The 13,261-nt window shown below is 71.0% G+C and carries 12 protein-coding genes; 9 read left to right on the top strand and 3 right to left on the bottom strand.

Annotation, left to right across the window (positions count from 1 at the left end):
* Positions 1-4: 4 nt before the first annotated feature.
* The gene (locus HQM25_RS14635; RefSeq protein WP_172990896.1) at positions 5-613 is read right to left on the bottom strand and encodes a TetR/AcrR family transcriptional regulator; all 609 of its coding nucleotides are present in this window, start codon (positions 611-613) and stop codon (positions 5-7) included.
* 238 nt (positions 614-851) lie between these two features.
* On the opposite strand from HQM25_RS14635, the gene HQM25_RS14640 reads away from it, so the two are divergent.
* From HQM25_RS14640 to HQM25_RS14670, 7 genes are all read left to right on the top strand, one after another.
* The gene (locus HQM25_RS14640; protein ID WP_172990897.1) at positions 852-1,865 is read left to right on the top strand and encodes an ABC transporter substrate-binding protein; all 1,014 of its coding nucleotides are present in this window, start codon (positions 852-854) and stop codon (positions 1,863-1,865) included.
* 48 nt (positions 1,866-1,913) lie between these two features.
* Positions 1,914-2,690 (top strand): ABC transporter permease, encoded by a 777-nt coding sequence (locus tag HQM25_RS14645; RefSeq protein WP_172990898.1) that lies wholly within the window; start codon positions 1,914-1,916, stop codon positions 2,688-2,690.
* Entirely contained in the window at positions 2,690-3,532 is an 843-nt protein-coding gene (locus HQM25_RS14650; protein ID WP_172990899.1) for an ABC transporter permease, read from the top strand. Before HQM25_RS14645 ends, HQM25_RS14650 begins: the two co-directional genes overlap by 1 nt.
* Entirely contained in the window at positions 3,529-4,326 is a 798-nt protein-coding gene (locus HQM25_RS14655; protein WP_172990900.1) for an ABC transporter ATP-binding protein, read from the top strand. The genes HQM25_RS14650 and HQM25_RS14655 overlap by 4 nt, the downstream gene beginning before the upstream one ends.
* A complete protein-coding gene (locus HQM25_RS14660; protein WP_254359375.1) occupies positions 4,326-6,626 on the top strand; it encodes an arylsulfatase in 2,301 nt (766 codons plus the stop codon). The genes HQM25_RS14655 and HQM25_RS14660 overlap by 1 nt, the downstream gene beginning before the upstream one ends.
* Positions 6,613-7,566, top strand: a complete 954-nt coding sequence (locus HQM25_RS14665) for a helix-turn-helix domain-containing protein (RefSeq protein WP_254359377.1) — start codon at positions 6,613-6,615, stop codon at positions 7,564-7,566. The genes HQM25_RS14660 and HQM25_RS14665 overlap by 14 nt, the downstream gene beginning before the upstream one ends.
* Positions 7,567-7,633: 67 nt before the next feature.
* Positions 7,634-8,404, top strand: a complete 771-nt coding sequence (locus HQM25_RS14670; protein WP_172990901.1) for a MoaF C-terminal domain-containing protein — start codon at positions 7,634-7,636, stop codon at positions 8,402-8,404.
* Here HQM25_RS14670 and HQM25_RS14675 read toward each other — a convergent pair.
* Positions 8,380-9,915 carry an APC family permease gene (locus HQM25_RS14675; protein WP_254359379.1) on the bottom strand — a complete coding sequence of 512 codons (1,536 nt, stop codon included), beginning with the start codon at positions 9,913-9,915 and terminating at the stop codon, positions 8,380-8,382. The two genes, HQM25_RS14670 and HQM25_RS14675, sit on opposite strands and share 25 nt — an antisense overlap.
* A 180-nt stretch (positions 9,916-10,095) precedes the next feature.
* Here HQM25_RS14675 and HQM25_RS14680 point away from each other — a divergent pair, with 180 nt between their 5' ends.
* Positions 10,096-11,052, top strand: coding sequence for a helix-turn-helix domain-containing protein (locus HQM25_RS14680; RefSeq protein WP_254359381.1), 957 nt, complete (start codon positions 10,096-10,098; stop codon positions 11,050-11,052).
* Between the two features lie 63 nt (positions 11,053-11,115).
* On the opposite strand, the gene HQM25_RS14685 is transcribed toward HQM25_RS14680, so the two are convergent.
* Positions 11,116-12,540, bottom strand: a complete 1,425-nt coding sequence (locus HQM25_RS14685; protein ID WP_172990903.1) for an aldehyde dehydrogenase family protein — start codon at positions 12,538-12,540, stop codon at positions 11,116-11,118.
* 158 nt (positions 12,541-12,698) lie between these two features.
* On the opposite strand from HQM25_RS14685, the gene HQM25_RS14690 reads away from it, so the two are divergent.
* The gene (locus HQM25_RS14690) at positions 12,699-13,259 is read left to right on the top strand and encodes a hypothetical protein (RefSeq protein ID WP_172990904.1); all 561 of its coding nucleotides are present in this window, start codon (positions 12,699-12,701) and stop codon (positions 13,257-13,259) included.
* Positions 13,260-13,261: the final 2 nt, after the last annotated feature.

Here is a 13,261-nt window from a genome sequence, read left to right on the forward strand (position 1 = left end):
GAAGTCAGCGCTGCGCGCCGCTGCGCGTGCGCAGCCGGTCGATCAGGTCGTCGAGAGCGGCGATCTGGCGCTCCTGCGTCGCCGTCTCGGGCATCAGCAGGCACATGATCTGGAGGCCGGCGTTCATCGCCGAGATCTGGTCGATCACCACGTCGGGATCGACGTCGTCGCCGATCTCCCCGTCGTCGCGCGCCTGATCCAGGAACGTGCGCATCTGGGCGCGCCAGTTCGACGCGTTCTCGCGGTGCGCCGTCCACAGCTCGCGGTTCTGCACGGCTCGGTCCCAGAACGCCACGACCACGCGGGCCTCCTGGACCTGCTCCCGGCGCATCGGCATGATCTCGAGGCACAGGGCGCGCAGGGCCGCGAGGCCGCGCTCGTCCCGCAGTTCGTCGGCCGCGCGCGCGTTGGTGCGCGTATGCGCACGCACGAAGGCCGCGGCGAGAAGACTCTCCTTGTTGGGGAAATAGCGTTGCAGCGCCCCATGCGCGAAGCCCGCCTCGGCGGCGATCTCGCGCATCGTCGCGCTCTCGAACCCGCCGCGCTCGATCAGGCGCCAGGTGGCGTCGACGATGAGCTCGCGGCGCTCGTCGTGGTCAACGATCTTCGGCACGTCCTCGTCCTCGCTTCTGTCGGTGAGCCGACGGTATCCCACATCCTATTCGTCTCCAAGTGGTTACGTATCGTTATGCACTCGTAACACACGGGGAGCAGAATCAGGGGTAGTTTTTAGTCACCAGTTGGTGACGAAAGCGAAGAAGCCCGTCTCCGAGCCGGGTTTCGATGACGTCCCCCGGTTCACCGAGGGCTGCTCCACCCCGCACCGCTCATCCCATGCGAAGGAGTCGCACATGACCACGCCCCACCGCCGTCTCCGCACGGCCTCGACCCTCCTCGCGGCCGGCGCCGCACTCGTCCTCACCCTCGCGGGCTGTTCCGCAGGCGCGAACGGCGCCGGCGCAGACAGCGACGCAGAAGGCACCACGACGCTCAAGGTCGCCACGATCGGCCTGCTCTCCGACGGCGCCCTCCAGCTCGGCATCGAGCAGGGGTTCTTCGCCGAGGAGGGTCTCGAGATCGAGACCTCGATCGTCGCGAACCCGCCGGCCGGCCTCGCCGCCGCGCAGAGCGGCCAGGTCGACATCGCGTACGCGCCCAGCATCCCCCTGCTCAACGCCCTCAACCAGGGCGTGCCGCTCCAGGTGGTGGCAGCGGCCGACGGGTACGCCGAGAACGCCGCCGAAGAGTCAGACCCGGCCGAGATCGACGACACCGGCCTGTACGCCAGCCCCGACTCGGGAATCACGTCGATCGAAGACCTCGCCGGCGCGACCGTCGCGGTGCCCGCCCGCCAGGCGCAGCTCGAGGTCACGATCGCGAACGCCGCCGTCGACGCCGGCGTCGACCCGGCCACCATCAACTGGGTGGTGCTCGACTTCACCTCTGCGGTGTCGGCGCTGGCCAGCGGAACCGCCGATGCGGCCGGACTGGTGTCGCCCTTCACCGGGCAGGCGGCGGCGGCCGGCTCGCCGGTGCTGGCCTATCCGGGGCTGGAGTTCTTCGAGGAGGGCGCGGTGGGCCTGTGGACCGCGGGCGAGTCGACGGTCGCAGCCAAGGCCGACGCCATCGCCGCCTTCCAGCGCGCGATCGCCAAGACCAACGCCTACGCGAACGAGAACTCCGCGGCAGCCGTCGAAGCCGGCATCGCCTACACCGAGTCGTCGATGGCGCCCGACGAGGTGACCGTGCCCTACTGGCCCACCGAGGTCACCGACGCCGAGCTCAGCCGGGTGAACGACAAGCTCGTTGCCCTCGGCTACCTCCCCGGCACCGTGGACCTGGACGGCGTCATCCTCGCGCCGTGAGCCGCGCCGAGGCATCGCCCACTCGATCGGACCTCACCCGGTGATCACATGAACACCTCACTTCGTCAACTCCTCGTCGGCGCGGCCGGCGTCGCGACAGCGGTCATGCTCTGGCAGGCCGCCGCCGCGGTCGGCCCGCTCGCCGACTCCCCCCTGCCGACGGCGTTCGACTCCATCGCCCAGGCCCTCGCACTGGTCGGCACGCCGGAGCTGTGGGAGGCGACCGCGAGCACCCTCGCGATGGCCCTCGGCGGTCTCCTCGGCGCGACGATCGTCGGCATCGCCTTCGGCATCGGCATCGGGGTCTCGCCGCTCCTTCTGCACGCGACGCGTGTGCCGCTGGAGTTCCTCAAGCCCATCCCGCCGATCGTCATCCTCCCGGTCGTCGTGCTCGTGCTCGGCCCCACCTGGGAGATGGGCACGTTCCTCGTGTTCTTCGGCTGCGTCTTCGCGATCACGATGCAGACCTCGGCCGGGGTGTTCGACACCGACCCGGTGGCCCTCGCCACGAGCCGGTCGTACGGCATGGGCCGCGGCGAGATCCTCCGCCGTGTCGTTCTGCCCAGTGCCCTGCCCTACATCGGCACCTCGATCCGGGTGGCCGCTCCCACCGCGCTGATCATCGCCGTCGTCGCCGGCCTCCTCGGCGGGGGGCCCGGTCTCGGCCAGAGCCTCCTGCTGGCGCAGCTGTCGGGCGACCAGGCGCAGCTGTTCGCGTACGTTCTGGTGCTCGGCGTGCTCGGGCTGATCGTGCAGGGTCTCAGCCAGTGGGGCGAGCGCCGCCTCCTGCACTGGCACCCCCAGTACCGGAAGGCGGTGGTCTGATGACCACGCTCCTGCCCACCCGTCCCATCGCCCTGCGACGCAAGACGGCACGCTCACCGCGCCGCCGCGCGCCGCGCTGGCTCCTCGTCGCGGCCGAGGTCGCGGTTCCGCTCCTGCTGCTGGCGGCGTGGTGGATCGCGTCGGCGAACTCGACCAATACGTTCTTCCCTCCGCTCCAGGTCATCCTCGAACGCCTCGTCGCGCTGTCTCAGACGCCGCAGTTCGCCGTGAACGTGGGGTCGTCGCTGCTGAACCTGGTCATCTCGTTCGCGCTGGCGAGCGTGATCGGCGTGGTGCTCGGCAGCCTGCTCGGCCTCATCCGGCCGCTCGCCTGGTTCGTGGAGCCGACCCTCCACTTCTTCCGCGCGATCCCACCGGTGGCGCTGGTGCCGATCTTCGTGTCGCTCATCGGCTTCGGCAACGAGACCCGCATCCTCTCCATCACCCTCGCCGCGCTCTTCCCGACGCTGATCGCCGCGATCGACGGCGTGCGCGCCGTGGATCCGATCACGAACATGGTGACGCGGGTGTATGGCATCCCCGCCTGGCAGCGGTTCTGGCAGGTGGTCCTCCCGGCGGCGAGCCCCCGGGTCTTCTCGGGCATGCAGGTGAGCCTGCAGGTCGCCTTCATCGTGATGATCGCGAGCGAGATGCTCGGGTCGTCGACCGGACTCGGGGCGGCCACGCTCCTGGCCCAGCAATCGTTCGCGATCGCCGACATGTGGGCGGGGATCCTCCTGCTCGGCGTGATCGGCTACGCCTCCTCCGCGCTCTTCGCGCTCCTCCGACGCCGCGTGCTGCGTTGGTACATCGCTTCTCAGCAGATGGGAAAGGACTCATGACCACCATCGATTCGCGCCCCGACGCCCCCGTTCGCCTCTCGGTCTCGGGCCTCGCCAAGTCGTACCCCACCAAGAGCGGACCGCTCGAGATCATCGCCGACCTCACGTTCGACGTGTACGCGGGAGAGATCGCGTGCATCGTCGGGCCGTCGGGCATCGGCAAGACGACCCTCCTGAAGTGCCTCGCCGGCCTGCAGCCGGCGACCTCGGGCACCGCGGCGATCGACGGACAGGTGATCGACGGGCCGCCCGACGACCTCGCGCTCGTCTTCCAGGAGTACACCCGCTCGCTGATGCCCTGGCTCACCGTCGAGCGCAACGTGGTGATGCCGCTCAAGCACCTGCACCTGCCCGCTGCGGAACGCGCCGAGCGCGTCTCGAGCGCCATCGAGGCGGTCGGTCTGGCCGGCGCGGAGGCGAAGTACCCGTGGCAGCTCTCGGGCGGGATGCAGCAGCGCGTCGCCATCGCCCGCGCGATCGCCTACCGCCCCGACGTGCTCATCATGGACGAGCCCTTCGCCTCGGTCGACGCCCAGACCCGCTTCGAACTCGAAGACCTCTGCCTGCGCATCCGCGAGGAGTTCGGCATGACCATCGTGGTGGTCACGCACGACATCGACGAAGCCGTCTACCTGTCGGACCGGGTCATCGTGCTCGGCGAGAAGCCGGCCCGCGTCACCCGCATCCTCGATGTCGCCATCGCCGAGCCGCGCGACCAGATCACGACGCGCGCCGAGCACCGGTTCACCGAGCTGCGCACCGAGATCCTCGAGCTGATCCGGAAGGTCCGATAGTGGATGCCGCGGCACGCGGCTACGAGCGGTTCGGCGGGGTCGTGGGCGAGGTGACCTCCGCGTCGCAGCCGTGGTGGCCCGCTCCCCCGGCACCCACCGGCCCGAACGTGGTCGTGATCCTCGTCGACGACCTCGGCTTCAGCGATCTCGGGGCCTTCGGCGGCGAGATCGACACCCCGCACATCGACCGGCTCGCCGAGACCGGGTACACGTTCACGAATTACCACACCGCCCCGATGTGCTCGCCGTCGCGCGCGGCGCTGATGACCGGCCTCAACCCCCACCGGGCGGGGTTCGGCTACGTCGCCCACATCGACCCGGGATACCCCGGCTATTCGTGCGAGCTGCCGGCCGACGCGCCCACCCTCGCCGAATCGCTGCGGGCCGGCGGCTACGCGACGTTCATGGTGGGCAAGTGGCACCTCACCGTCGAGTCCCGGCTGCACGACGGGGCGGAGAAGTCGTCCTGGCCGCTGCAGCGCGGGTTCGACCGCTATTACGGCTGCATGGACGGCTTCACCTCGCTCCATCATCCGCACCGACTGGTCTCCGACAACTCGGTGGTGGAGGCCACGGAGTTCCCCGACGGGTACTTCCTCACCGACGATCTCACCGATCGCGCGATCGGCATGATCGACGACCTGCGCCAGAGCGATGCCGCCAAGCCCTTCTTCCTGTACTTCGCGCACACGGCGGTGCACGGCCCGATCCAGGCCAAGCCCGCCGACATGGAGAAGTACCGCGGACGCTATTCCGACGGATGGGACGCCCTGCGCGCGCAGCGCTTCGCCCGCCAGCGCGCACGGGGCATCGTGCCCGCGCAGGCCGTGCTGCCCGACGCCGCGTTGCCGGAATACGCCGGCATCCCCGCCTGGGAGGATCTGTCGGCACAGGACCAGCTGCTGTTCGCCCGCCACATGGAGGCGTACGCGGCGGCGGTCGACGAGATCGACCAGAGCGTCGGACGGCTGACGGCGGCGCTCGAGGCGCGCGGCGAGCTGGAGGACACCCTCATCGTCATCACGAGCGACAACGGCGGCACCGCGGAGGGCGGCCCGTCGGGCACCCGCAGCTACTTCGCCCAGTTCGGCATCGAGCACCCCGTGCCGGCGGGCTGGGAGACCGACATCGCCCGCGACCCCGCACTGATCGGCGGCCCACGGGTGTTCAGCCACTACCCGGCGGGGTGGGCGCGCGTCTCGAACACGCCCTTCCGCGCCTTCAAGGGATCGACCTACGAGGGCGGCGTGCACGCCCCGCTGATCGTCTCGTGGCCGGCCATGCCCGAGGTGGATGCCGGATCCCTGCGTCACGGCTACGCCTTCGTCTCCGACCTCGCCCCGACGATCCTCGACCTCGTCGGGGTGGAGCGATTGGCCGCCCGCGGTGGTCTCGACGCCGTGGAGCCCGATGGGCGCAGTTTCGCGACCTCGCTCCTGCGCACCGACGGACGCGGACGTGCCGCGCAGCTGTTCGAGTGCGGGGGCGAGCGGGCGCTCTACCGCGATGGGCTGAAGGCGGTTCTTCCGCTGTCCGACGACCCGAATGCGGCGCAGCGCTGGGAGCTCTACGATCTCGCCGACGACCCGACCGAGACGCGAGACCTCGCGGCCGACCGGCCCTACGCCGTGCGCCAGCTCGCGACCGCGTGGCGGGCCGAGGCGTGGCGCAGCACCGTCTTCCCCCTGGAGGACGACCGAGGACTCAACGACGTGCGGCCGGAGACCGAGCTCGCGCTGTCGCAGCCGGTGCGGCTGCAGCCGTTCCGTCCACCGCTCGAACGCTTCCGTTCGGCCAGGCTCACCGTGCTCCGATCGTTCGAGGTCGAACTCGACCTCGAGAACGCCGCCCACGGCGACGGGGTCCTCATCGCGCACGGCGATCAGGGCGGTGGGTATCTCGCCGCCCTCCTTGACGGGCGGGTCCGGCTGTCCTACAACGCGTACGGCCGCATGCACCGCGCGACTGCCGAGACGCGGATCGCCGATCGAGCACATGTCGTGCTGGAGATCACCGAACAGCCCGAGCTGCGCTGCAGCTATCGCGCACGGGTGGACGGCGTCGAGGTCGCACGGATCGACGGGGTGCCCATGCTCGTCGGCATGGCGCCTTTCACCGGGATCAGCGTCGGCTACGACTACGGCAGCCCGGTCGACTGGGACCTCCACGAGCAGCACGGCGCCTTCCGGCTGACCGGCGCCGAGCTCACCGGCGTCCGGTGGGTGCCCGGCGAGCGCTCCGCGTTCGATCCCATCGTCATCCGGTCTCTGGGAGAGGCGCTCGCACATGTCGGCGACTGAGATGCGCGCGGGCGCGACGGTCGAATCGGCCCCGGCTTTCGATCTCGCCGCGTTCCGCGCGGCCGTGAGCGATTCCTTCGTGCCGCTGCGGGTGAGCACCGCGCACCCGGCGTCGTTCCGGGGCAGCATCCGCGGAACGACGGCTGACAGCATCCACCTCACCGAGGTGCGGGCCACCGACCACGCCGTCGAGCGCACCACCGACCTCATCGCCCGCGACGACCGCGCGTTCTACAAGCTGAGCCTCATGGTCGCCGGCAGCGGCATGCTCGTCCAGGACGACCATGAGACGGTGCTCGCGCCGGGCGACCTGGCCGTGTACGACACGAGCCGGCCGTACGCGCTGGTCTTCGACGACACCATGCGCACCATCGTGCTCATGGTGCCCCGGCATGGGATCGGCGTACCGCCGTCGCAGATGCGGGAGCTGACCGCCACCCGGCTGGGCGGAGCCGACGGTGCGGCCGCCGTCGTCGCGTCCTTCCTCGCCCAGCTGTCCGCCCAGGCGGCGCAGCTTGCCGCGCCGACGCGGGCGCGGCTCATGCGCAGCGCCCTCGATCTGGCGACGACGCTCTTCCTCGATCGCCTGGGACCGGCGGCCGTGGACGACCCGCACACCGCCCTGCTGCAGCGGGTGCACACGCACATCGACCGGCACCTCGGCTCCCCGGAGCTGACCCTCTCCTCGATCGCCGCGGCGCACTTCATCTCGACGCGGCACCTGCAAGGTCTCTTCCACGACCAGGGCACCACGGTGTCGTCGTGGATCCGGCAGCGCCGCCTCGAACGGTGTCAGCGCGATCTCGCCGACCCGGCCCTGCGGCACGTGCCGCTCTCGGCGATCGGGGCCACCTGGGGTTTCGTCGAGGCCGCGCACTTCAGTCGCACCTTCAAGGCCGCGTACGGGGTCTCGCCCCGCGCGTTCCGCGCCGCGCACTGACCGCCGCGCCCGGTTGACGGGCGCGCCGCGGCGCAGCATCCATCCGTGCAAGAGAAAGGCATCGACCATGACCACCAACCTCTCCGACACCACCACCTGGCTTCCGCTCGACGGCCTCGCCCCGGGGTTCGATGCGAGCCGCGCACCGCTGTCGCCGGCGCTGCGGGGGCGCACGTTCACCACCGTCGCCGAAGACGGCGCGCGCTCGGCCTGCACGATCACCGCCGACACCGAGGTGTTCGAGGTGGACGACGCTCTGTTCTACGTCGAGTTCGGCGTGCGCGACGACCCGGACGAAGCGCGCTCGCTGGTACTGGACCTGCGCGGCGGCCACGCCCTGTCGATCGTCAGCCGGCTGCGCACGCCGGGTGCGGGCACGACGGCGGTGGGGCAGACCTTCACCGCGCTGCGGATCGACGGGGTCGAGCCGACCGCGCCCGCCCCCGCGCCGACGAACGAACTGCTCGGTCGGCGGGTGCTGTGGGTCTACTCCGAGCACCACGCGTACGAGCACGTGTATCTCTCGCCGCACTGGTACTCGTGGCACTGCCTCGCCGGTCCCGAGCGGGGACTCGCCGACACCGACGAGGTGTCGATGTGGCAGCTGCGCCCCGGCATCCACGTCTTCGCATGGCGCGAGAAGGTGATCCCGTGCGGATCGGTCACCATCGCCGATCACCGCAGCGCCCACGCCCTGCGGTCCCACGGCATGCTGTTCGGCCTCGCCGAGAACGGGATCGACCGCACCCACTTCACGTTCGGGGCGCGCGGCCGCCTTCTCTCGACCACCGCGCACCCCCCGGCCTTCGACCCCTACGAGGCGGCCGAAGCCTCCTGAGGCACGGTGTCGCCCTCCCCGAGGTGCGGGAGATCGGCCTCCTCGGCGCCGTGGCCGATCTCCCGGTAGACCTCGGGGCGCGCACGGCGCAGCCACAGCGCCCAGAACACCGCCCCGGCGGCGGGCACCAGGAGCACCGCCGGGAGGATGAAAGTGGTCGGGGTGGATTCGGGCTGGCCGAGGAGCACATCCCAGTTCAGGAGGATGAGCACCCAGACGGTCCCCAGAGCGAGCGCGGACACGACCGGGGCGACCACGCGCGCTCCGATGCCGACGTCGCGGGGCGCGCGGGCGAAGAAGCCGATGACCGCGAGCGAGACCAGCACCATGAGCAGGACGAGTCCGAAGGCCCCGAGGTTGGTCAGCCACGTGAACAGCGTGAGCACCGGGTAGGGGCCGGCCGCGGCATCCCACCCGGTCTCCCCCACGACGAACGCCGCCAGCACGACGACGGCCACCACGGTCTGGGCGACCGAGCCCGCCCACGGCGCACCGCTCTCGCGGCGCACGCGGGCGAGCCCCCGCGGCAGCACGCCCTCACGACCCAGCGAGAAGGCGTAGCGCGCCACGGCGTTGTGGAAGCTCACCACGGCGGCGAACACGCTGGTGATGAACAGGATCGACATGATGTCCACCCAGATCTCGCCCAGGTTGGCGACCACGATGTCGAAGAACAGCGGCGGGCCGGCCTCCTCCGGGGAGATGCCGGTGGGGTCGAGGATCTTGTCGGGTCCGATGCCGACCGCGAGCGCCCAGGTCGACAGTGCGTAGAAGACGCCGATCACGCCGACGGCGAGGAAGGTGGCGCGCGGGATCGTGCGGCGCGGGTCGCGTGATTCCTCGCCGTAGAGGGCTGCCGACTCGAATCCCATGAAAGCCGCGATGCCGAAGGCGAGCACCGCGCCCACTCCCGGCACGAACAGCGCAGCGGGCGAGAGGGGCGCCGCGGTGAGGCCCTCGGCGGGGTTGGCGAAGGCGACGACGTCGAAGACGATCACGACGGCGAACTCCAGCGCCACGAGCACGCCCAGCACCTTGGCCGACAGATCGACGCGGTTCACCCCCATGATCGCCACGATCACGACGGCGACCGCGACGGGGATCCACCACGGCACCACCGCCCCGGTCTTCGACTCGATGAACAGCGAGACCTGGAAGCCGAGCATCCCGTAGATGCCGATCTGCATCGCGTTGTAGGCGATCAGGGCGAGGATGCTGGCGCCGACGCCGACCGGACGGCCGATGCCCTGCGCGATGTAGGCGTAGAAGGCTCCGGCGTTGGTGATGTAGCGACTCATCGCGGCATAGCCGACCGCGAACACGGCGAGCGCGGCAGCCAGCACCACGTAGCCGAACGGGATGCCGAGCACGTGGGTGACCGAGAACGCGCTGGTCGCTCCCCCGGCCACGACCGTCAGCGGCGCCGACGCGGCGACGATCATGAACGCGACCGAGAGCACCCCGAGGCGCCGATGGGCCGAGGTTCTCGTTGCGGGGACTGTGGTGGTCATGTGGGCCATCTCCTTCGCTGGCGACGGCGGGCCGCTGCGCCCGCGCACTTCGATGGTCGCGCGCGGCGCCCGCGCAGAGGTTGCCCGTCGATGCACGGGCCTTGACCCTCCGAGCCCACTTCTCGAATCGGCGCGAATCGTATATGATCTGTGCATCCCGCGTCTCAACGAGGTGACCCGATGATGCCCAGCCTCTCCGCACGCGCCCGCCCCGAGCCCGGCGCCGCGACCATCGACCTGAGCGCGTTCCGCGCGGCCGTCGACGATTCCTTCGTTCCCCTGCACGTGAGCTCCGCCGGGCACGAGTCCTTCCGTGGCGCCCTCCGCGCCGCGAGCTTCGACGGCATCCACCTCACCGAGGTCACCGCCTCGGCGCACGCCGTCGAGCGCACCTCAGACCTGATCGCACGCGACGACCGCGCCTTCTTCAAGGTGAGCCTCATGCTCGCCGGCCGGGCGCTGCTCGTGCAGGATCGCCGCGAGACCGTGCTGTCTCCGGGAGACCTCGCCGTCTACGACACGAGCCGGCCCTACTCCCTGGTCTTCGACGAGTCGATGCGCACCATCGTGCTCATGCTCCCTCGCGAGGCGCTCGGGGTGCCGAGCACCACGATGCAGCAGCTCACGGCCGTGCGCTTCTCGGGCGACGAGGGAATGGGCGCGATGATCGCTCCCTTCCTCTCGCAGCTCTCCGGCGCCGTCGACGGGCTTCCCGAGGCCACCGGGGCCCGTCTGTCCCACGCCGCGGTCGACCTCGTCACGACGCTCTTCCTCCACGAGCTCGGCACCGCGGCGTCGACCGCAGACCCGCACGACGCGCTGCGCCGCCGCATCCACGAGTACATCGACGCGCACCTGTCCGAGGCGGACCTGAGCCCGGGCACCATCGCGCGGGCGCACTTCATCTCCACCCGCCACCTGCACGGGCTCTTCCAGTCCGAGGGCACGACGGTCTCGACCTGGATCAGGCAGCGACGGCTCGAGCAGTGCCGTCGCGACCTGCTCGATCCCGCATGGGGCCACCAGCCGGTCTCGAGCGTCGGCGCCCGCTGGGGCTTCCCCGATGCCGCGCACTTCAGCCGCACCTTCAAGTCCGCCTACGGCGTCTCTCCGTCGGCCTATCGCGCCGGCCGCTGACCCGCACGACAGCGGGGGCCGGACGCCCCCCATGCATCCGACCCCCGCTTCCCGAGTTCAGGCTCAGCCGCTGATCACCTGCGGCACCCCCACCGCCTTGAGTCCCTCGACACCGAACTCGAGTCCGTAGCCGGAGGCCTTCACGCCGCCGAACGGCACCAGCGGGTGCAGCCCTCCGTGCTGATTGATCCAGACGGTGCCCGCCTGCAGTCGCGGCGCCACCTCGAGGGCCTGGGCGCGGTCGCCCCAGACCGAGGCGCCGAGCCCGGCATCCAGCCCGTTGGCGCTGGCGATCGCCTCCTCGACGTCGGAATACCGGATGATCGGGAGGGCGGGCCCGAACTGCTCCTCGTCGACCAGCGCCACGCCGTCTGCGACGTCGACGACCAGCGTCGGCTGGAAGAAGAGCTCGCCGAGCTCGGGCGCGGGAGCACCGCCGGTGACGACGCGGCCGCCGGCGGCGACGGCGTCGTCGACGAGCCGCTTCACGATGTCGAACTGCGCGCGGTTCTGGAGCGGGCCGAGCACGTTCTGCTCGTCGAGGCCGTTGCCGATCGGCGTCTGCTCCACGACCGCGGCCAGCGCCGCGACCACCTCGTCGTGGATCGACTCGTGCACGTACAGCCGCTTGAGGGCGGCGCACGTCTGTCCCGTGTTGATGAAGGCGCCCCAGAAGAGATCCTGGGCGATCGCCTGGGCGTCGGCTCCGGGCAGCACGATGCCCGCGTCGTTGCCGCCGAGTTCGAGGGTGAGGCGGGCGAGGTTGCCCGCCGAGCTCTCGATGATCTTGCGCCCGGTCGCAGTCGAACCGGTGAACATCACCTTCGCGATGTCGGGATGCGACGCCAGGCGCGCCCCCGCCTCGCGGTCTCCCGAGACGGCGATGAGCACATCGGCGGGCAGCACCTCGTTCATCACGGCGACCATGGCGAGCACGCTCAGCGGCGTGTACTCGCTCGGCTTCACGACCACCGTGTTGCCCATCCGCAGGGACGGCCCGATCTGCCAGATGCCGATCATGAGCGGCCAGTTCCACGGACCGATCGCACCGACGACTCCGGCGGCCTTGTAGAAGAGGCTCGCGCGCCCGGACTCGTCGTCGACGATGGTCTGCGCCTCGAGGGGCGTCGTCGCGTTGGTGCGCAGCCAGGCCGCGCACGCGCCCAGCTCGAATCGGGCGTTGGGGCCGTTGAGAGGCTTGCCCTGCTCGCGGGACAGGAGGCGTGCCAGTGCCTCCGCGTTCTCCTCGATGGCGTCGGCGGCGCGCAGGAGGATCGCGCTGCGCTCCTCGTGGCCGAGCGCCTCCCAGGCTGGCTGCGCGGCCTTCGCGCGGGCGACGGCGTCATCGAGGTCGGCGACCGTGTGGAGGGGCGCCCGGCCGATCACCTCGCGGGTGGCGGCATCCGGAACATCGCGGCCCTGACCGTCGGGCGCCTGCACCCGGTCGATCAGACGCTGCTCATCGGCGACCAGAGCGGTATCGGACATCGGTGTCTCCTTCGGATCGCCCGCACGTTCATCGCCGCGGGGTGAGTCCAGTGTCCGCGGGCGTCAGGGGCGGCGTCTTGACCGCCCGCGCCGGCGACATGTCTGAACGCGAACGCTTGCCTCGCGACTCTGGCGGTACGCCGGGCTCCCGTGGTCGAGTGAGTGCGGGTGGCGACGGGCCGCCCGCGGAGGCTCACATCGACATCGCGCTCACGCTGCACGCCGGGGCTCTGGTCCCCACCGCGATCGGCACCTGCTGCCTGGCCGCGGACCGGCGCCGCGTGCGATTGCCCGAGCTGGCCGCCTCGCTGCTCATGCTGCTGGCGATGCTCGACGTATGGCTGACGGGGTGGGTGGCGGGCGTGTACTGGGCCGCGGCGCTGATCGGCGGCGCCCTCGCGCTGGCGGCGTGGCGCCGACCGCGCCGCCGCCTCGCCGGGGATCGCGGGGAGCGCCCGATGCTCGCGCACACGACGATCGGCATGATCGCGATGGCGATGCTCCTGGTGACGATGGTCGCCGCGCACCCGGAGTCTGCCGGTTCGCACGCGCACGCGCACGGCGGAGTGCCGATCGACGCGCTCGTGCTGGCGGGCTGCGCGGCGTACGCCGTCTCGTCGGCCGTCCTCGCCGCCCGCATGACGCGCAGGGGCGAGCGCGCTCAGGTGCTCACGATGGGCATCGCGGTGCTCATGATGGCGGCCGCGACGCTCGCCTGACG

The sequence above is a fragment of the Microbacterium hominis genome (genome assembly GCF_013282805.1).
In the GTDB taxonomy this organism is placed as follows: domain Bacteria; phylum Actinomycetota; class Actinomycetes; order Actinomycetales; family Microbacteriaceae; genus Microbacterium; species Microbacterium hominis_B.

Coding starts and splice junctions, on each gene's coding strand:
- HQM25_RS14650 (WP_172990899.1), top strand. CDS start 2,690: ATGACCACGCTCCTGCCCACCCGTCCCATCGCCCTGCGACGCAAGACG.
- HQM25_RS14680 (WP_254359381.1), top strand. CDS start 10,096: ATGATGCCCAGCCTCTCCGCACGCGCCCGCCCCGAGCCCGGCGCCGCG.
- HQM25_RS14670 (WP_172990901.1), top strand. CDS start 7,634: ATGACCACCAACCTCTCCGACACCACCACCTGGCTTCCGCTCGACGGC.
- HQM25_RS14685 (WP_172990903.1), bottom strand. CDS start 12,540: ATGTCCGATACCGCTCTGGTCGCCGATGAGCAGCGTCTGATCGACCGG.
- HQM25_RS14645 (WP_172990898.1), top strand. CDS start 1,914: ATGAACACCTCACTTCGTCAACTCCTCGTCGGCGCGGCCGGCGTCGCG.
- HQM25_RS14665 (WP_254359377.1), top strand. CDS start 6,613: ATGTCGGCGACTGAGATGCGCGCGGGCGCGACGGTCGAATCGGCCCCG.
- HQM25_RS14640 (WP_172990897.1), top strand. CDS start 852: ATGACCACGCCCCACCGCCGTCTCCGCACGGCCTCGACCCTCCTCGCG.
- HQM25_RS14675 (WP_254359379.1), bottom strand. CDS start 9,915: ATGACCACCACAGTCCCCGCAACGAGAACCTCGGCCCATCGGCGCCTC.
- HQM25_RS14655 (WP_172990900.1), top strand. CDS start 3,529: ATGACCACCATCGATTCGCGCCCCGACGCCCCCGTTCGCCTCTCGGTC.